Genomic DNA, 18,594 nt, shown 5'->3' on the forward strand with positions numbered 1-18,594 from the left:
ACTCGTCAGTAGCTTCCCTGTGCGACACCCTCGAAGTACGGCGCCGCGCACGGCAGTGCGAGCCGTGCGCGGCGCAGCCATGCACCTCCCGCCCCGACTGTGCACCGAGAGCGGAGCAAAACGATGGCACCCACCCTCCCCCCGACCACCAACTCCCAGGCACTCACCCTGAAAGCCGGTACCTCCTGGGCCGACGCCTGGCAGCGCTGTCTGTCCGTCGCCCCCGAGGCCTTCCAGGACGACCGTGTCCTGAACCTGTGGAACGCCACCTGGCAGGCGGACGGCCAGGTGCTGCCCGCCATCACCCCCGTCGACGGCACCCCCGTGGCGGCCCCGCCCCGACTGGACCGGACCGCGGCCCACCAGGCCGTCCGTGCCTCGCTCGACCAGCACCGCACCTGGCGGCACGTCCCGCTCGACGAGCGCCGCGCCCGCGTCGCCGCCACCCTCGACGCGCTCACCGAGCACCGCGAACTGCTCGCGCTGCTGCTCGTCTGGGAGATCGGCAAGCCGTGGCGGCTCGCGCAGGCGGACGTGGACCGGGCCATCGACGGCGTGCGCTGGTACGTCGACGGCATCGAACCGATGGTCGCCGGACGTGCCCCGCTGGACGGTCCCGTCTCCAACATCGCGAGCTGGAACTACCCGATGAGCGTGCTCGTGCACGCCATGCTGGTACAGGCCCTGGCGGGCAACGCGGTCATCGCCAAGACCCCGACCGACGGCGGTGTCGCCTGTCTGACCCTGGCCTGCGCGCTCGCCGCCCGCGAAGGGGTGCCCGTCACCCTCGTCAGCGGCAGCGGGGGCGAGTTGTCGGAGGCGCTGGTACGGGCGCCCGAGATCGGCTGCGTCTCCTTCGTCGGCGGCCGCGACACCGGCGCCGCGGTGGCCACGGCCGTCGCCGACCTGGGCAAGCGGCACATCCTCGAACAGGAAGGACTCAACACCTGGGGCATCTGGAACTACTCGGACTGGGACGCGCTCACCGCGGTCGTGCCCAAGCTCTTCGACTACGGCAAACAGCGCTGCACGGCCTACCCGCGCTTCGTCGTCCAGCGCGCGCTCTTCGACGAGTTCCTCGCGGCGTACCTCCCCGCGGTCCGCACGCTCACCGTCGGGCACCCGCTCGCCGTCGAGAAGCGCGACGACCCCATCCCGGAGCTGGACTTCGGGCCGTTGATCAACGCCGCCAAGGCCAAGGAGCTGAACGACCAGGTGGCCGAGGCCGTCGACCGCGGCGCCGTCCCGCTGCACCGCGGCAAGCTGTGCGACGCCCGGTTCCTGCCCGGCCAGGACACCTCCGCGTACGTCCAGCCGGTCACGCTCCTCAACCCGCCGCCGTCCTCCCCGCTGCACCACGCGGAACCCTTCGGCCCGGTCGACACCATCGTCCTGGTCGACACCGAGGCCGAGCTGCTGGCCGCCATGAACGCGTCGAACGGCGCGCTGGTCGCCACGCTGTCCACGGACGACCGGGCGACCTACGAACGACTGGCCCCGCAGATCCGCGCCTTCAAGACCGGCCACGGCAAGCCCCGCTCCCGGGGCGACCGCGACGAGCTGTTCGGCGGCTTCGGCGCGTCCTGGCGCGGCGCGTTCGTCGGCGGCGAGCTGCTGGTGCGGGCGGTGACACAGGGGCCGGCGGGGGAGCGGCTGCCGGGGAACTTCCCGGAGTACCACCTCATGCCGTAGTCATCCGAGCGCCATCCGTCACCGTGCCTGCCGCGGCAGGGGGTGGAAACGCAGGTGAAGGGCACTCCGAAACCTTGGTATTGTTGTCCCTGTCGCCGCGCGGAACACCTCCTGCAAGGCGGCAGACACCTGGTCCGGGTGGCGGAATGGCAGACGCGCTAGCTTGAGGTGCTAGTGCCCTTTATCGGGCGTGGGGGTTCAAGTCCCCCCTCGGACACGGCAACTGATGAGGACCTCGACCTGACAGTCGTGGTCCTCATTGCATGTTCGTCGCTGATGGTGATGCCTGGGGCCTCGGGGGCCGCACGGATGCGCTGTGTGACATCTCCACAATTCTCAGTGATCGAGTGGATCTGCTGTTCTCGGCTACGAGTGACCGGTGTGTGCTTGCCTCACCTGGCTCCGTGCCTCACCTCTCGGTGATGTCGCAGAGCCACGCCGTGTCCTCCGGGCCCGCGGCCTCGGGGCCGGGTTCGGGGAGTCGGCGGACCTCTCCCGTGCGCAGGGCGACCGTGGCTCGTGCCCGCATCGGCCCGTCGCCCCTGCGGGAGAGCAGGACCAGTTCCCAGACTGTCGCGGTCATGGCGTCCAGCCGGGTGGCGCAGTCGGCGGTGACTCGCCGCGGATCCCGGGTCCGCCCCAGGGACAGATGGGGGGTGAAGTTCTTGGCGGGCCCACGACAGCGCGGGAACCGTTGCCGCAGTGCACGGCGCAGGTCCGCCCATGGCGCCTCGCCGGCCGCCGCCGGGTCGAGCCACACGGTGGAGTACGCCCTGTGCCGGAAGGTGCGCACGCCGTCCAGCCGGGTGGTGAACACCGGCGTCATGGCCGTCGCCGCGGACAGCAGCGGGGCCGTCCGCTCGAAGTCGGACTCCGGCGCGAAGCCGTAGAGCACATTGACGTGCGGCGGCCATCGGTGGATCTGCGGATCGTAGTCGCGGCGGATGTCCTGGATCGGCGGCCACAGCTCCGCGGGCGGGATCCAGGCCACCGCCGTGCGGGCGGTCGGGGACACGTCGAGGACGCCGCCGGGCTCGCCCCAGCCGGAGTTCGTGCCGGCGCTCGGGTCCGCTCGCGGGTCCCGGATCCGGCCGGCGCCCGAGGCGTCGATGCGGTCCACACCCGTGGCCCGGTCCCAGACCAGTTCGCCGTCCGCCTCGATGGACACCACCCGGTGCCAGGGGATGTCGCCCCCGGGCACGAAGGAGGGCAGCGGGATGCGTTCGAGGCCACCGCCGCGCCGGCTGATGCCCAGCACGAACCGGGCCGGGTCGAACCGGGTGTCCCAGCGGACCTGGTGATAGATCTCGTCGCTGGTCCGCATCACGCGTCCTCTCCCGCCACCACACCTTCCCTGCTTCCAGGGTGCCTCCACCGGAACGCGGTCGCGGCGCCTTCGGTCAGGTGCGGCTGCCCGCGCCTGACGAGGGCGTGCCGGCAGTGAACGCGGACAGGACGCGCAGGGCGGCCGTACCGACGTTCGTCAGCAGGGCGACGGCAGGAGCCGTCCACTGGTCCAGGTGGCGCTGCAGGTCCGGCTCGAGCTCAATGGTGATCCGGACGTATCTGCTGTTCAGTGTGGCTGCTTTGGTCGTGTGCGGCTGCGGCTCCGCCTGACCGCGCCGCAGGGCCGCGCGGTAGTTGTCCTTGCGTTGGTTCATGCGTTTTCCTGACGCTTGAGGAGTTCGTTCGCGAGGTCGATGTAGGCCGTCTTCCGGACGCTGACCGGACCGCCGAACGACTGGGAGTAGAGGTCGAGGCGGGCGATCTGCGTGTCGAGCACCTGGAAGCCCCGTTCCGCGAGCACTTCCCGGGCGTCGGCGTCGGGACCGGTACGCGTGGTGTCAGGGCGGTTGGTGCGGTTGAGCAGCACCGCGGTGCGGGCCGGCTTCGCGCGCAGGGACTGCACATCGCCCATTTCGGTCTGGATGGGGGCCATCCGGTCCAGCTCGATGGGGGCCGGAGTGACCGGCACGAGCCATTCGTTGGCGTGGCGCATGACGCTCCGGGCGATGCGGGCGTGGTCCTCGAGCTGTGGGGCGTCGAGCACCACAGCCTGGCGCCCGCCGAGGAAGTCATCGATGCGACGGTGTACGTCGCCCACGGGGAGGGCGATCACGGGGAAGGGGAAGCCGCCGGCGAGTTCGCTCCAGCGCAGTGCGGAACCGGCCGGATCGCTGTCGACAAGGAGCGGGGGCAGGCCCAGCTCGTGGAGCGCATGGGCCAGCCAGACAGCGCTGGTCGTCTTCCCGACTCCGGGCTTCAGATTCACGAAAGCACAGCTCAGCAGCACGTCCGCCACCGTATTGAGCCCGGCCGGCCGGTGCCGCCCGCCGCGCGGAGCGGGTGCCCGGGTTCACCCGGGAGTCGGCCTGGGCGTCGTACGGGCGTCGTACGGGGCGAGCTGCCGGACCGTCGCGCGTGCCCCGGCACCCGTGTCGGGTGCCGGGGCAGATCATCCGTGACGGGTCAGCGCCCGTCGAGGCCCTTGTCCACCGCCGCCGTCAGTTCACCGTCGGCCGTGTCGCCGTCCATCGACCAGAACATCGCGCCGCCCAGACCGAGCTTGCGGACGTACGCTGCCTTGGTCTTGAGCACCTGCGGGTCGTCGTACGTCCACAGCGTGGTGCCGTCGAAGATCCAGGCGCTGCCGTTCCAGCGGTCCCGGTGCACGGTGTACGTGCCGGAGGCGGCCAGGCCCTTGAGGACCTTGTAGTCCTCGTAGCCGTCCGCGTACGTGCCCTTCGCCGGACCGGTGGCCGGCTGGCCGAGACCGTCGCCGCCACCGCTCACCCCGGTCCAGCCCTGCCCGTAGAACGGCATGCCGACCACCAGCTTGCGAGGGTGGGTGCCCCTGCGCACCCAGTCCCGCACCGTCCGGTCCACGCTGAGGTCGCCCGGCGCGAACAGGGCCGACTGCTGAGCCGTCGTGGGCTGGCCCGACACGTGGTAGTCGTAGCCCTGGAGATTGACGAAGTCGAAGTCCCGCATGATCCGCGGGATGTCGAACCCGGCGTCGATCGCGCCCGGCGCGGCCGGTACGAACGCCGTCAGGTCGTAGTGCTTGGCCTTCTTGCCGCGCGGTGCCTGGCTCTTCGCGTACGCGTCGAGCTGGGTGCGGAACTCGTGGACGAGGGCGGTGAAGTTGCGCTTGTCCTCGGGGCGGTAGACCGTGTCCGTGTCGCCCGGCGAACCGGGCCACTCCCAGTCCAGGTCCACGCCGTCGAACAGCCCGGCGGCCGAGCCCGCCCCACCGCGCGCGCCGTCGACCGGCAGGTTGCCCTTGATGTACAGGTCGATGCAGGACGAGACGAACTTCTTGCGTGACTGCGCGGTCAGCGCAGCGTCGGAGAAGTGGGTGGACCAGCTCCAGCCGCCCAGGGAGATCAGCACCTTGAGGCCGGGGTGCTTCGCCTTGAGCTCCCGCAGCTGGTTGAAGTTGCCGGCGAGCGGCTGCGTGTCGGTGTCGGCGACACCGTCCACGGAGTTCCCGGCGTCGAGGGGGCGCGCGTAGTCGGCCCAGGCGTCCGCCTCGCCCGGTACGTTCCCGGTGAAGCACTCGCCTTCGGCGTTCACGTTGCCGAAGGCGTAGTTGATGTGCGTCAGCCTGGCTGCCTGACCGCTCGTGTCCAGGTCCTTGACCTGGAAGTCGCGGCCGTACACGCCCCATTGCGTGAAGTAGCCCACCCGCTTGCCGTGTGGGGCGGTGGTGGTGTGCGACTCTCCGGCGACGGCCGTTCCGGCCGCCGGGGCGAGGACGGCGAGCAGGGACAGGGAGCAGGTGGCAACGGCCACTCTTCTCAGGGTTCTTCGCATGGGTGGGAACGTATTGGTATGGACCATTGCCGTCAATAGGTCCGCGGCGCGTGGTGCCTTCGGGCGGCGGCCCGCTAGGAGGCCGGTCGGACAGGGGCCGGCCTGGGCACGACGACGAGTGCGTCGGCGGCCGGGCGCTCGCCGGCGGCGTCGCTCGGGCGCCCCTGCAGCGCGCCGCGGACGACCATCGTCGTGGAGCCGCCGCCGTCCAGGTTGAGCGCGTCCACCGCGCCCAGGCTGCGCAGCACCTCGGCGGCCTCGGTGATCGACAGCCCCGCGCTCCGGTCGGGGCGGCGGCCGTCGGCGGTGAGCAGGACGACGCGTCCGTCGAGGGTGACTCCGGCGGCCGTGCGCGGATTGCGGCGCAGGTACCAGTCGTTGTACAGGGCGGCGCGGTCCGCGCCCTTGATGTCCTCGGGGCTCCAGCCGTCCCGGACCGGGTCGAGGGCGGTCGCACCGTCGCGCAGCAGCAGCGGACCGCCGTTGACGACGGACGTCCTCGCGGTGAGCGGCACCGCGGCGCCCGTGTCGGCGTCGGACACCGTGCTGCGCACCGTGAGCCGGGCACCCGTGCGGACGTGGGTGCGCAGCCACTGGGCCTCGGTGCCGGTGCCCTGGAGCAGGGTGCCGCTGGCGGGGACGGCGCCGCCCCGGCTGCCGCGCACCGCGGTCACCCGCCCGGTCGCGTCGAGGGTGACCTGGTATCCGGGGCCCTGGGGAGCGGTGCTGCCGAACTTCGCGGTGAGGGCGACCAGTTCGTTGACGTTGCCGCAGGTGTAGTCGTGCGCCGGGTGGGAGAAGGGGGTGATGGTCCCGACGCCGCCGCAGTTCACGATCAGTCCGGGCTGCCGGTTGAGGCCGGTCACCGTGCGGGTGGCGCCGCCGGCCACCGTGACCGTGCTGCTGGTCCGGAGCCGGCGTACCGAGGCGCCCCGCGCGAAGTCGCCCGGGATCACCAGGGCGGGCCGCTCGCCCACGGACTCGGAGAGCAGGGTGCCGCCCACCACCGAGATACCGGCGGGATCGCCGTCGGTGCCGGCCACCCAGTTGCCGGGGGTGGTGTGGGAGCCACCGACGACGAAGTAGCCGCCGTTGACCGCCGCGAGTGCGTGGGTGCGCCGTGCCATCGAGCTCGTCGTCTCGCGTCCGGGTACGACGCCGCTCGCCAGTTCCGACCGCAGGCTGCCGCGGAACCGGGCGGGATCGACGACCAGCACGTCCAGGGACCAGGGGCCGTTCGTGGCGTGCCCGTCCGCGCCGGTGTGCTGGACGGCGGCGGACAGCCCGCGGGCCGCGATGGCCTTCCTGGCCCGGTCGGCGGCGGCTTCGTCGGAGTAGCGGCCGACCCGCACCGCCCAGCCGAGCGGACGGTCCTGTGGCCCTCGCGGATCCGGTCCGGCGGTGGGGTCCAGGCGCGGCTCGTACCCGGCGGCGCGGACCTTCTCCGACAGTGCCTCGGCCTCCGCCTCGCTCGTGGCGAGTCCGACCGTGACCGTCCAGAACTCGCCCGCCGACGCCTGGCCGCGCTCGATGGCGATGTGCGTGACACCCGGCGCGATCTGCCGGGAGGTACGGGTCTCCGTCAGGTCCGCGGCTCCCAGCGGCAGCGTCGGCGAGCCGTCCGGGGCGGTCCGCTGCGCGGCCGGCTGGATCTGCGTGCCCGCGGTGATCGTGACACCGACCGCGAGCGCGGTCGTCATCCCACCGAACAACCAGCGTCGTGCCGTGCGGAACTGCATGGGCCATGCCCTTTCGGAAGGTGTCAGCGGCGACGGTGCATGCCGCACATGTCGGGAAGCCGACGGCCCATCTGACGCACGGTGACGAAAGGGTTGCCGTACGGAGTGCTGACGCCACGTGCTCCGCCCATGGACGGAGAACCCCTTGTTCACGTGGTCGTCGGTGCTGGTCTTCGACCATGATCGGCTGCGCCGACATGATGCCATACGTCGGACAGGGCGCCGCGACCTGGCCGGCGAGGGGCACCCCTGCCGGCCAGGGATCCTCGCCCGGAGCGCGTCGGAACGGCTCGGGGCGGCCGGAGCCGGAGGTCTCCAGGAGCGCACGCCTCCCCGGCCAGGACCAAGTTGCTAGGAGCGCCGGCCTGCCTCCGGCCAGGACCAAGTTCCTAGGAGCGCCGGCCACCCTCCGGCCAGGACCAGGCTCCTAGGAGCCCCCGCCCCCGGGCCGGTCCTCCAGCTCGATGCGTGCCAGCACGGGCAGGTGGTCGCTGCCGGTGGCGGGGAGGGTGCGTATGTCGGTCACCCTCGCTCCGCGTGCCATGACCTGGTCGATCCTGGCGACGGGGAACGCGGTGGGCCAGCTGAACTCGAAGTCCTCGTCCGGGACGTGCAGTCGGGACGTCAGCGGCGCCAGGCCGCGGTCCCGCGTGGTGCCGTTGAGGTCGCCCGCCAGGATGACCGTGGGTGACTCGTCGCCGGCCAGCTTCTCGCCGAGGAGTCCCGCACTCTCGTCCCGCCATCGGGTGTCGAATCCGCCGGCCGGCCGGATCCGCACCGACGGCAGATGGGCCACGTACACGGCGACGGCGCGCCCGGGGCCAACCCGGACGACCGCCCGCAGCCCCCGGTTCCAGTCACCCGGCACCCCCTCGGGCCGGATGTCCGCCGCCGCCTGTTCCGTCAGCGGATACCGCGACCACAGACCGACCGTCCCCACCACCACGTGATGCGGATAACGGCTCCTGAACGCCGCTTCGTAGACGGGCAGCGCCGCTTGCGTGAGCTCCTGGAGCGCCAGCAGGTGCGGTCCGGCCCCGGCGAGGGCGCGGGCCGTGGCCGCCGGGTCCCCGTTCTCGTCGCTGACGTTGTGCTGCACCACCGTCAGGTCGTGGGCGCCCGGATCCCGGGGCAGCAGCGACGGGGCGAACTGGGCGACCCAGACCACGGCCGCCGCACCCCCGGCCGCGAGCGCGCTCGCCGAGCGGCGCAGGGCGGCCACCACGAGCAGCGGCACGACCGGCACGCCCAGCCAGGGCAGGAAGTTCTCGGTCAGACCACCCACGTTCCCCGGGGTGCCGGGCACGCGGGAGGGGAAGAGCAGCACGAGGGCGACCAGCAGAGACAGGGGCGCGGTGACGCGCCCACGGGTCCAGGCGGTCCGCCCGTCCTCGTCGCGCCCCCGCCGGAAACGGTCACGGAACCGACGCGCGGCCACGGACACCCCCAAGTGTGAGACCTGCCGGGCCCACCCCTGTGATCACCGGCCCGTCGACGGCGACGATACGCCGTCGACGGGCCGGACGTCCGCCCGGCCCGCACGGGCCCCGGGTCAGTGACGCGGGAAGTACTGCTTCGGCAGCCGCATCCCGCGGTCGGCCATCAGCTCACGCACACGGTTCGGGTAGTTCGTGATGATGCCGTCGACGCCCATGTCCATGAGCGCCGCCACCGTCGCCGGGTCGTCGCAGGTCCACGGGACGACCTTCAGGCCCCGCGCGTGCGCCGCGTCGATCATCGCGCGGTCGGGGTAGAAGCGGAAGCCGGGGTCACCGATCTTGCCGTTCTGCGGGAAGCCGTAGTTGGGGGAGAGCGCCTTGACGCCGGGGATCGTCGCCGCGGCCTTCACGAAGTCGCCGTCGTAGTCGTCGGCGTCGATCCCGCCGAGCCAGGGGGAGGCGCCGTCCTTGCCGACCTGGAGGAAGTCGTAGTTGGTCAGCGCGACCAGCGGCCACCGGGGCGCCAGCTTGTGCATCGCCTTCAGTGCGCCCCAGTCGAAGGACTGGATGCTGACCTGGCGCTCCAGGCCGGAGGCACGGATCTCCTCGAAGACCCGGCGCACGAAGAGCTCACGCGGCGCGGTCTGCTCGGGCGCGCCCGCCTCGACCTTCGTCTCGATGTTGAGGGTGACGTCCTTTGCCTTGTACCGCTTGACCAGGTTCAGCACATCGCGGAGCTCGGCCATCCGGGCGCCCGCGATCTGCTCCTGCTCGGGGTGGCCGGGCAGCTGCTGGAAGCCGCAGTCCATGGTCTTGATCTGCGCCAGCGTCAGGTCCTTGATGTACTTCCCGACGTACGGGTACTGCGGGTCGCCCGGGACGACCGGTGCCGTGTCCCGGCACTTCTGCGCGCTGACCTGCCGGTCGTGGGTGACGACGACCTTGCGGTCCCTGGTGACCTGGGTGTCCAGCTCCAGCGTGGAGACGCCCAGCCGCAGCGCCTTGCCGAATCCTTGCAGGGTGCTCTCGGTCGTCATGCCGAGGCCGCCGCGGTGGGCCTGCAGGTCGAAACGCTCCTTCTGGGAGGACGCGCCGGGGCCGTCCGCCGTCGCGTGGGCGGCCGTCGGGACGGCGAGCACCGGCAGCAGGGTCAGGCCGGCGAGGACATGTCGTGCGGACATCGGAACCCTTACTCGTGGGTCGGTGGGGATCTGTCCCTGGACGCTAGTTCGGCATGGGGCGCACCTGAAGGCCTGGATGTGATGCCGCTGTGAACGCCGGCGGAACCCGAAGGTGACGCCGTAAGGGGTCGTCGGAGAAACAACGGGGAAATAAATGACAGGCCGTCCGCGCCGTGGACGCGGCATCATGACGGTCCGCCGCCGCCCATGCCACCGGAACGAAGGGCGAGCGACACACCACGGGGGGACTCATGACCGTGACCCACATCCTGCTGTCCGGCGTCGTCGGCTCGACCGCGTACGGACTCGCCCACGAGGGGTCCGACGTGGACCGGCTCGGCATGTTCGCCGCCCCCACCGAGACCTTGCACGGCCTGCACGGCCCGAAGGAGTCCCACGTCACCACCGCCCCCGACCGCACCTTGCACGAGGCGGCGAAGTGGTGCCGCCTCGCGCTCGGCGGCAACCCCACGGTCATGGAACTGGTCTGGTTGCCCGAGGAGTTGTACGAGGTGCGGACATCCCTCGGTGACGAGCTGATCGGCATCCGCGCCACGTTCCTCGGCGCGCGCCGGGTCCGCGACGCCTATCTCGGATACGCCACACAGCAGTTCCGCAAGCTCCACAGCCGTGCCGGCGACCAGGCCGGCCGCAGGCGCACCGCCAAGCACGCCCGCCACCTCAAGCGGCTGTGCACCCAGGGCTACGAGCTGTACGCCACCGGCCGGCTGACCATCCGGGTCGACGACCCCCAGAGCTACCACGACTTCGGCGAACGGGTCGCCGCCGACCCGTCGGCCGCGCTGCCGCTCCTGCGCCACTTCGAGGCGGCGTTCGACGGGACGCCCGGCGTCCTGCCCGAACAGCCCGACGAGCGGGCCGCCGAGGCCTGGCTGCGGCGGGTCCGGCAGCAGTTCTACACACCGCACGCGCTGCCCGCGTAGGGCCGAAAATGCCGTGCGGCGCGCCGGCCGTCCTCCCTACACTCGCCTTGCTGCCGAAAGCGAGCCGAGTGAGGGGAGACGAGCCGTGCGTGATCGTGCCGCCGTCGTCGTTCCCCGCTCCCGCTACGAGGTGATCCTCGTGTCTCCGGCCACCCGGTGCCCGCTGCGCGGCCGGCACCGGTGGACCGTGACGAACATCTGAGCGCAAGCGAGCGAGCACCAGCACCTGGCCGACGCCTCGCACCCGCCTGTCCGTGCCCGTCACGTCCGGAAATCGCGCTGCCCACGCACACCACAGCACCCGAAAGGCCAAGGGCCGTGCGCACCGCATTCGACCGACACCTCACCACCGTCCGCAACCTGGGCATCCTCGCCCACGTCGACGCCGGCAAGACCACGCTCACCGAACGGATCCTCTACGCCACCGGCACCACCCACCGCCGTGGAGAGGTCCACGACGGCACGACCGTCACCGACTTCGACCCGCAGGAGCGCGACCGGGGCATCACCATCTTCGCCGCCGCCGTCAGCTGCGCCTGGGACGGGCACCGGATCAACCTGATCGACACACCCGGGCACGTCGACTTCGCCGACGAGGTGGAGCGTTCGCTGCGGGTGCTGGACGGGGCGGTCGCCGTGTTCGACGCCGTCGCCGGTGTCGAGCCGCAGAGCGAGTCCGTGTGGCGGCAGGCCGACCGGCACGGCGTACCGAGGATCGCCTTCGTCAACAAGCTGGACCGCGCGGGCGCCGACCTCGACACGGCCGTCGCCTCCATCCGTGACCGGCTGCACCCGGCCCCGCTGGTGGTGCAGCTGCCGATCGGGACGGAGGACGGCTTCACCGGCGTGGTCGACCTGGTGCGGATGCGGGCGCTGATCTGGGCCGACGGCGACGGGACGGCCGTGCCGCAGCCGGTTCCGCCGGACCTGCTGGACGAGGCGCGGCGACGGCGACGGCTCCTGGAGGAAGCGGTCGCCGAGCTGCACCCGGACGCGCTCGAGGAGTTCTGCTCGGCCGCGGAACTGTCCGAACGCACCCTGGTCATGGCATTGCGCGAGCTGACCCGCACCGGCGACGGGGTCGTCGTCCTGTGCGGTTCGGCGTACCGCAACCGGGGCGTCGAGCCGCTGCTCGACGCGGTCGCGGCGTACCTGCCGTCACCGCTGGACATGCCGCCGGTGCGTGGCACGGCAGGCGAGGAACGCCGGGCCGATCCGGCGGCGCCCCTCGCGGCGCTGGCGTTCAAGGTGAGCGCCACGCCGACGGGGCGGCTGACATACGTACGGCTGTACTCGGGGACCCTCGAGAAGGGAGACACGGTGTGGGAGCCGGGCGCGCGGCGCACCGAGCGGATCGGGCGGATCCTGCGAGTGCAGGCCGACCGGCACGCGCAGGTGGACCGGGCCGTCGCGGGCGACATCGTGGCCGTGGCCGGGCTGCGGTCCGCCCGCGCCGGGTCGACCCTGTGCGCGCCGGACGCACCGCTCGTCCTGGAGCCGCCGGGCGTGGCCGAACCGGTCGTCACGGTGGCCGTCGAGGCACGTACGTCCTCCGACGCCGACCGGCTGGCCACGGCTCTGTCCCGGCTGGCCGAGGAGGATCCGTCGCTGGTCGTGCGGACCGACCCCGAGACCGGGCAGACCGTGCTGTCGGGCATGGGCGAACTCCACCTGGAGGTCGCGGTGGAGAAGCTCCGGCGGGAGCGCGGGCTGGAGGTCAACGCCGGGCGGCCCAGGGTGGCGTACCGGGAGACGGTCGTGCGCGGTGGGGCCGGGCATGTCCACCGGCATGTCAAACAGGACGGCGGGGCAGGCCAGTTCGCCCAGGTCGTGCTGGACGTCGAGCCGCTGGAGACCGGGTTCGAGTTCCGCTCGGCGGTCGTCGGCGGGCGGGTGCCGCAGGAGTACGTGCGGGCCGTCGAGGCCGGCTGCCGGGACGCGCTGGCCGAGGGCCCGCTCGGCGGGCATCCGGTGACGGGGGTGCGCGTGACCCTGACCGACGGCGCGACACATGTGAAGGACTCGTCCGAGATGGCGTTCCGGACAGCCGGCCGGGCCGGTCTGCAAGGTGCCCTGCGCACCTGCGGGACGGTGCTGCTGGAGCCGGTCGTCGAGGTCACGGTCACCGTGCCCGAGGACGCCGTGGGCGGTGTCCTCGGTGACCTCGCCGCCCGGCGCGGCCGGGTCTCCGGCTCGGTCACCCGGTCGGGCTCGGCCGTCGTCACCGCGGTCGTGCCGCTGGCCGAACTGTTCGGCTACGCGACCCGGTTGCGCAGCCGCACGCGGGGTCGCGGCAGCTTCACCGCCCGGCCCACCGGTTACGCACCGGCGCCGGTGACGGCGGCGACCGCCCGCTGACGTCGCCGCCCGCCCCGGTGGCCGGTGTCGGCCCCACCCTCCCCGAGGGTGGGGCCGACACCGGCGAGTGGTCACGGGTACGACACCACCGTCGGCGTCCCCGACGTGGGCGCCCCGGTGTCGTCGATGACGTGCGGGCACCGCCCGTTGCCGCCGAGGGAGACGACGAGCGGGCCGGGGGAAGCGCACGCCCGGCCGGACGGGGGCGGCGAAGCAGTGGTGCCGGGTCCCGCGAGGCGCCGCTCGGGCCGTTCTCCGCGGCGAGCACTTCAGGGGGACCAGCACCGGGCCGATGATCGTGACCTTCGATCCGGAACTCGTCGTACGCGACTCGGCACAGGGCCGGACGGAGGGTGCCGACAGGGCGGCGGAGCACAGGAGTTGGACGCCGCTGGGGGTACGTGGCCGGTCGAGACCCAACCGTTGCACAACGGCACCTTGGCCGGACACGCCGCAGGTCCGGACCATAGCCCCAGGTCATGGGCGCCTCGGCCGCCGTACCTGGCCGTCCGGACGCGCCGTACCCCGGCGCACCCGCCAAGAGACGCTGCCGCACATCTTGACGGAGCTTTCTCTTGAGGTTTAACTCACGTCCTAAATTAAGCCATGAGGGGCTTCGGAGCGTGAACGCGAACGGGCGTCGCGCGCCTCCGGGCGTCCTCGGACTTCTCGACTCCCGGAAGGGACACCAGGAGCCATGCGCAGCATCCGAGCCGCGGCCGTAGGCGCCGTCACCCTGTCTCTCGCTCTCACCGCCTCGGCCTGCGGGGGCGGTTCCGCCTCGGGCGGCGGGTCCAACGACTCGCCCAAGACGCTGACCTACTGGGCCTCCAACCAGGGGGCGAGCGTGGAGGTCGACAAGAAGGTCCTCCAGCCCGAACTCGACAAGTTCGAGAAGCAGACCGGCATCAAGGTGGAGCTGGAGGTCGTGCCCTGGTCCGACCTGCTCAACCGGATCCTCACCGCCACCACGTCCGGCCAGGGTCCCGACGTGCTCAACATCGGCAACACCTGGAGCGCCTCCCTCCAGGCCACCGGCGCGCTGATGCCCTGGGACGCGAAGAACTTCGACAAGATCGGCGGCAAGGACCGCTTCGTCGACTCCGCGCTCGGCTCGACCGGCGCCCAGGGCCAGGACCCGGCGGCCGTGCCGCTCTACTCGATGGCCTACGCGCTCTACTACAACAAGAAGATGTTCGCCGACGCGGGCATCTCGCAGCCCCCCACCACCTGGGACGAGCTGGTCGAGACCGGCAAGAAGATCTCCAAGGACGGCAAGTGGGGCCTCGGTGCCGAGGGTTCTAACCTGTCGAACAACATCCACCAGGTCTTCGTGCTCGGCAAGCAGCACGGCGCGGACTTCTTCACCGCCGACGGCAAGCCCGACTTCACCTCCGACGGCGCGGTCGCGGCCGTCAAGCAGTACGTCGACCTGATGGCCGGCGACAAGGTCATCGCCCCGGGCAACGCCGAGTACGCGCAGAACCAGTCGCTGAGCGACTTCGCCAAGGGCAAGACGGCGATGGTGCTCTGGCAGACCGCCTCGGCCACCTTCGCGTCGATGGGCATGAAGGAGGACGAGTGGGGCGTCGCCCCGGCCCCCGTCCAGTCCGGCGAGCCCGGCACCGGCACGCACACCAACTCCATGGTCGCCGGCATCAACATGGCGGTCTTCAAGAACTCGGACAACATCGACGGCGCCACCGAGTTCGTGAAGTTCATGACCAGCGACGCCGAGCAGAAGATCCTCAACAAGGCCTACGGCTCCATCCCGCCGGTCAAGGCCGCCCAGTCCGACGCGGCGTTCAACTCCCCGGCCACGGCGGTGCTGCGCGAGACCCTCGCCACCAGCGCCTCCGCGCTGCCCCAGGTCCCGGACGAGTCCCAGTTCGAGACGGCCGTCGGCACGGCGGTCAAGGAACTGTTCGCCGACGCCGCGGCCGGCCGCCCGGTGACCACCGAGTCGGTGAAGGCGGCGCTCGCCAAGGCCCAGCAGCAGATGCCGACGAAGTGAGCCCGGACACCACCATGACCACCACCACCGCCTCGGCACGGCCCGGTGAGCGGACGGTCGGCAAGAGCTCCCCCGGTGCGGCGCGCGGCCCCCGCCGCCGCACCGGGCGGATCCGCCGGGTCGGCCTGCCCTACCTGCTGCTGCTCCCCGCGCTGGCCCTCGAACTCCTGGTCCACCTGGTGCCGATGGTCATCGGCATCGTGATGAGCTTCAAGGAACTCACCCAGTTCTACATCCGGGACTGGAGCCTGGCCCCGTGGACAGGTGTCGACAACTACCGCATGTCGGTGGACTTCGACGCCCCCGTGGGCCAGGCGCTGCTCGACTCGTTCCTCATCACCTGTGCCTTCACGGTCCTGTCCGTCGGCCTGTGCTGGTTCATCGGCACGGCAGCCGCCATCTGCATGCAGGACGCGTTCCGCGGCCGGGGCCTGCTGCGCGCGCTGTTCCTCGTCCCGTACGCGCTGCCCGTCTACGCCGCGGTCATCACCTGGGCGTTCATGTTCCAGCACGACAACGGCCTGGTGAACCACGTCCTGCATGACCAGCTGGGCCTCACCGACACGCCCTCCTTCTGGCTGATCGGCGACAACAGCTTCGTCGCCCTGCTCGTCGTCTCGGTCTGGAAGGGCTGGCCGTTCGCGTTCCTGATCGTGATGGCCGGTCTGCAGAACATCCCCAAGGACCTGTACGAGGCGGCGGCACTGGACGGCGCCGGCGTCCGGCAGCAGATCCGCCGCATCACCCTGCCCTCGCTGCGCCCCGTCAACCAGGTGCTGATCCTGGTCCTGTTCCTTTGGACCTTCAACGACTTCAACACGCCCTACGTCCTGTTCGGCAAGGCGGCACCGGCGGCGGCGGACCTGATCTCCATCCACATCTACCAGTCGTCGTTCGTCACCTGGAACTTCGGCGCCGGCTCCGCGATGTCGGTCCTGCTGCTGCTCTTCCTGCTCGTGGTGACGGGCGTGTACCTGCTGCTGACGTCCCGCGGCCGGAGGTCCACCCATGCATAGGTCCCCGATGGCGGCCCCCCGCTCCTTCCTGTGGACCCGCCGGGTCTTCCTGACCCTGCTCACCGGCTTCGTCCTGCTGCCGGTGTACGTCATGGTCTCCAGCTCCCTGAAGCCGCTCCAGGACGTCTCCAGTTCGTTCCGCTGGCTGCCCAGCGAACTGACCGTCCGCCCGTACATCGACATCTGGTCGACGGTCCCGCTCGCCAGGTACTTCGTGAACTCCCTTGTCGTCGCGGGCGCGGCGACGGTCTGCTCGGTGGTGATCGCGGTCTTCGCCGCCTACGCCGTTAGCCGCTACGACTTCCCCGGCAAGCGCGTCTTCTCGGTCACCGTGCTGTCGACGCAGATGTTCCCGGGCATCCTCTTCCTGCTCCCGCTGTTCCTCATCTACGTGAACATCGGCAACGCCACCGGCATCGCCCTGTTCGGCTCGCGGGGCGGCCTGATCCTGACGTATCTCACGTTCTCGCTGCCGTTCTCGATCTGGATGCTGATCGGCTACTTCGACTCGGTGCCGCGCGACCTGGACGAGGCGGCGCTGGTGGACGGCTGCGGCCCGCTGCGCGCCCTGGTGCAGGTCGTCGTACCGGCGGCGATCCCCGGCATCGTCGCGGTCGCCGTCTACGCCTTCATGACCGCCTGGGGCGAGGTGCTCTTCGCGTCGGTGATGACCAACGACACCACCCGCACCCTCGCGGTCGGCCTCCAGGGCTACTCCACGCTCAACGACGTGTACTGGAACCAGATCATGGCCGCCTCGCTGGTGGTGAGCGTCCCCGTGGTCGCGGGCTTCCTGCTGCTCCAGCGCTACCTCGTCGCCGGGCTGACGGCCGGAGCCGTCAAGTGACCAACGCATCCGTATCCGAAGGGACTTCCGTGACCATCGACCTCGCCGCACTCCCGGACGACTTCCTGTGGGGCACGGCCACCTCGGCGTACCAGATCGAGGGAGCCGTGGGGGAGGACGGCCGCTCGCCGTCGATCTGGGACACCTTCTCGCACACCCCCGGCAAGATCGCGAACGACGACCACGGTGACATCGCCTGCGACCACTACCACCGCTGGCGCGAGGACATCGCCCTGATGCGGCGCCTGGGCACCAACGCCTACCGCCTGTCGGTCGCCTGGCCGCGCGTCGTCCCGGGGGGCGACGGCGCGGTGAACGCGAAGGGCCTGGCCTTCTACGACGAACTGGTCGACGCCCTGCTGGCGGCGGGCATCACCCCGTCGGTCACCCTCTACCACTGGGACCTGCCCCAGGTGCTCCAGGACCGCGGCGGCTGGCCGGAGCGGGACACGGCCGAGCACTTCGCCTCGTACGCGGGCGTGGTGGCCGAGCGTCTCGGCGACCGCGTGACGCACTGGGCGACGCTCAACGAGCCCCTGTGCTCGGCCTGGATCGGGCATCTGGAGGGCAAGATGGCCCCCGGCTGGACCGATCTGACGGCGGCGGTCCGCGCCTCGTACCACCTGCTCCTCGCCCATGGCCTGGGCATGCAGGCGATCAGGTCGGCGGCCCCGCACGCCCAGGTCGGCATCGTCAACAACCTCTCCACCGTCCACGCCGCGACGGACCGGCCGCAGGACGTGGCGGCGGCCCGCCGCATGGACGGCCACACCAACCGCTGGTGGCTGGACCCGGTGCACGGCCGCGGCTTCCCGCAGGACATGCGGGAGGTCTACGGCGTGGAACTCCCCGAGCAGCCGGGCGATCTGGCGGCCATCGGGGGCGAGCTGGACTGGCTGGGCCTGAACTACTACTTCCCCCAGACCGTCGCCGACGACCCCACCGCCCCCGCTCCCCAGGTCCGCGCCGTGCGCCGCGACGGTGTCCCGCGCACCGGCATGGACTGGGAGATCGACGCGAGCGGCATCGAGGACCTGCTGCTGCGCCTCACGGAGGAGTACGGGCCGCGCAAGCTGTACGTCACGGAGAACGGCTCGTCCTTCCCGGACGTGGTCCGCCCCGACGGGACGATCGACGACCCCGAGCGTCAGTCCTATCTGACCCAGCACCTGGCGGCGTGCGCGTCCGCGGCCCGCAAGGGGGCTCCGCTGGCGGGGTACTTCGCCTGGTCGCTGCTGGACAACTTCGAGTGGGCGTACGGCTACGACAAGCGGTTCGGGCTGGTCCACGTCGACTACGCGACCCAGGTCCGCACGATCAAGGGATCCGGTGACCGGTACGCGGAGATCGTCCGCGAGCACCGGGGGCGGGTGCGCAAGGCCGCGTAGGACGGCCCCGAGGGGGCGTACGACCCCGTGGTGGGGGGGGGGGGGGGGGGGCGCGCCCCCCCCCCCCGCCCCGGGGGGGGCTATCTTTTTGTGGTTTGTGGGGGGGGGCCAAACAGGTGTTGGGGGCCCGCCGGCCGCGCCGCCCCCCCCCCCCCCCCCG

General features: G+C 71.6%; 14 protein-coding genes and 1 tRNA gene. 8 read left to right on the forward strand and 7 right to left on the reverse strand.

Annotated elements, in window-relative coordinates; translation table 11 throughout:
- Nucleotides 1–123: 123 nt before the first annotated feature.
- The gene (locus ACIHCM_RS25845) at nucleotides 124–1,692 is read left to right on the forward strand and encodes an aldehyde dehydrogenase family protein (protein ID WP_399900225.1); all 1,569 of its coding nucleotides are present in this window, start codon (nucleotides 124–126) and stop codon (nucleotides 1,690–1,692) included.
- A 132-nt stretch (nucleotides 1,693–1,824) separates the two neighbouring features.
- Nucleotides 1,825–1,909, forward strand: a tRNA-Leu gene (locus ACIHCM_RS25850).
- Between the two features lie 192 nt (nucleotides 1,910–2,101).
- Here the strand turns inward: ACIHCM_RS25850 and ACIHCM_RS25855 are convergent.
- The 7 genes from ACIHCM_RS25855 to ACIHCM_RS25885 all read right to left on the reverse strand — a co-directional run bounded on the left by ACIHCM_RS25855 (nucleotide 2,102) and on the right by ACIHCM_RS25885 (nucleotide 9,867).
- Nucleotides 2,102–3,016, reverse strand: a complete 915-nt coding sequence (locus tag ACIHCM_RS25855; protein ID WP_399900228.1) for an RNA repair domain-containing protein — start codon at nucleotides 3,014–3,016, stop codon at nucleotides 2,102–2,104.
- 76 nt (nucleotides 3,017–3,092) lie between these two features.
- A complete protein-coding gene (locus ACIHCM_RS25860; RefSeq protein ID WP_399900231.1) occupies nucleotides 3,093–3,353 on the reverse strand; it encodes a hypothetical protein in 261 nt (86 codons plus the stop codon).
- Nucleotides 3,350–3,964, reverse strand: a complete 615-nt coding sequence (locus tag ACIHCM_RS25865) for a hypothetical protein (RefSeq protein ID WP_399900234.1) — start codon at nucleotides 3,962–3,964, stop codon at nucleotides 3,350–3,352. The genes ACIHCM_RS25860 and ACIHCM_RS25865 overlap by 4 nt, the downstream gene beginning before the upstream one ends.
- 197 nt (nucleotides 3,965–4,161) lie before the next feature.
- Nucleotides 4,162–5,508, reverse strand: a complete 1,347-nt coding sequence (locus ACIHCM_RS25870; RefSeq protein WP_399900237.1) for a glycoside hydrolase family 18 protein — start codon at nucleotides 5,506–5,508, stop codon at nucleotides 4,162–4,164.
- A gap of 74 nt (nucleotides 5,509–5,582) precedes the next feature.
- Nucleotides 5,583–7,247, reverse strand: a complete 1,665-nt coding sequence (locus tag ACIHCM_RS25875) for a phosphodiester glycosidase family protein (protein ID WP_399900240.1) — start codon at nucleotides 7,245–7,247, stop codon at nucleotides 5,583–5,585.
- A 427-nt stretch (nucleotides 7,248–7,674) separates the two neighbouring features.
- On the reverse strand, nucleotides 7,675–8,685 hold the full coding sequence (locus tag ACIHCM_RS25880) for an endonuclease/exonuclease/phosphatase family protein (protein WP_399900243.1): 1,011 nt from the start codon (nucleotides 8,683–8,685) through the stop codon (nucleotides 7,675–7,677).
- Nucleotides 8,686–8,799: 114 nt separating this feature from the next.
- Nucleotides 8,800–9,867: a glycerophosphodiester phosphodiesterase family protein gene (locus ACIHCM_RS25885; protein ID WP_399900246.1), complete on the reverse strand. Its 1,068-nt coding sequence runs from the start codon at nucleotides 9,865–9,867 to the stop codon at nucleotides 8,800–8,802.
- Between the two features lie 251 nt (nucleotides 9,868–10,118).
- Between ACIHCM_RS25885 and ACIHCM_RS25890 the strand changes: the two genes are divergently transcribed.
- From ACIHCM_RS25890 to ACIHCM_RS25915, 6 genes are all read left to right on the forward strand, one after another.
- Nucleotides 10,119–10,811, forward strand: coding sequence for a DNA polymerase beta superfamily protein (locus tag ACIHCM_RS25890; protein WP_399900249.1), 693 nt, complete (start codon nucleotides 10,119–10,121; stop codon nucleotides 10,809–10,811).
- Nucleotides 10,812–11,129: 318 nt separating this feature from the next.
- On the forward strand, nucleotides 11,130–13,169 hold the full coding sequence (gene fusA, locus ACIHCM_RS25895) for an elongation factor G (RefSeq protein WP_399900252.1): 2,040 nt from the start codon (nucleotides 11,130–11,132) through the stop codon (nucleotides 13,167–13,169).
- Nucleotides 13,170–13,866: 697 nt separating this feature from the next.
- The gene (locus ACIHCM_RS25900; protein ID WP_399900255.1) at nucleotides 13,867–15,183 is read left to right on the forward strand and encodes an ABC transporter substrate-binding protein; all 1,317 of its coding nucleotides are present in this window, start codon (nucleotides 13,867–13,869) and stop codon (nucleotides 15,181–15,183) included.
- A 14-nt stretch (nucleotides 15,184–15,197) separates the two neighbouring features.
- Nucleotides 15,198–16,199 carry a carbohydrate ABC transporter permease gene (locus ACIHCM_RS25905; RefSeq protein WP_399900258.1) on the forward strand — a complete coding sequence of 334 codons (1,002 nt, stop codon included), beginning with the start codon at nucleotides 15,198–15,200 and terminating at the stop codon, nucleotides 16,197–16,199.
- Nucleotides 16,200–16,206: 7 nt separating this feature from the next.
- Complete coding sequence (locus ACIHCM_RS25910) at nucleotides 16,207–17,046, forward strand: carbohydrate ABC transporter permease (RefSeq protein ID WP_399900345.1); 840 nt, start codon at nucleotides 16,207–16,209, stop codon at nucleotides 17,044–17,046.
- A gap of 29 nt (nucleotides 17,047–17,075) precedes the next feature.
- Entirely contained in the window at nucleotides 17,076–18,434 is a 1,359-nt protein-coding gene (locus tag ACIHCM_RS25915; protein ID WP_399900261.1) for a GH1 family beta-glucosidase, read from the forward strand.
- Nucleotides 18,435–18,594: the final 160 nt, after the last annotated feature.

The organism is Streptomyces sp. NPDC052023 (genome assembly GCF_044548465.1).
Lineage (GTDB): Bacteria > Actinomycetota > Actinomycetes > Streptomycetales > Streptomycetaceae > Streptomyces.

What these genes read in the sequence shown, in the direction of transcription:
- ACIHCM_RS25855 (WP_399900228.1), bottom strand. Translation starts at nt 3,016, where the DNA reads ATGCGGACCAGCGACGAGATCTATCACCAGGTCCGCTGGGACACCCGG.
- ACIHCM_RS25905 (WP_399900258.1), top strand. Translation starts at nt 15,198, where the DNA reads ATGACCACCACCACCGCCTCGGCACGGCCCGGTGAGCGGACGGTCGGC.
- ACIHCM_RS25875 (WP_399900240.1), bottom strand. Translation starts at nt 7,247, where the DNA reads ATGCAGTTCCGCACGGCACGACGCTGGTTGTTCGGTGGGATGACGACC.
- ACIHCM_RS25890 (WP_399900249.1), top strand. Translation starts at nt 10,119, where the DNA reads ATGACCGTGACCCACATCCTGCTGTCCGGCGTCGTCGGCTCGACCGCG.
- ACIHCM_RS25870 (WP_399900237.1), bottom strand. Translation starts at nt 5,508, where the DNA reads ATGCGAAGAACCCTGAGAAGAGTGGCCGTTGCCACCTGCTCCCTGTCC.
- ACIHCM_RS25860 (WP_399900231.1), bottom strand. Translation starts at nt 3,353, where the DNA reads ATGAACCAACGCAAGGACAACTACCGCGCGGCCCTGCGGCGCGGTCAG.
- ACIHCM_RS25910 (WP_399900345.1), top strand. Translation starts at nt 16,207, where the DNA reads ATGGCGGCCCCCCGCTCCTTCCTGTGGACCCGCCGGGTCTTCCTGACC.
- ACIHCM_RS25900 (WP_399900255.1), top strand. Translation starts at nt 13,867, where the DNA reads ATGCGCAGCATCCGAGCCGCGGCCGTAGGCGCCGTCACCCTGTCTCTC.
- ACIHCM_RS25845 (WP_399900225.1), top strand. Translation starts at nt 124, where the DNA reads ATGGCACCCACCCTCCCCCCGACCACCAACTCCCAGGCACTCACCCTG.
- ACIHCM_RS25885 (WP_399900246.1), bottom strand. Translation starts at nt 9,867, where the DNA reads ATGTCCGCACGACATGTCCTCGCCGGCCTGACCCTGCTGCCGGTGCTC.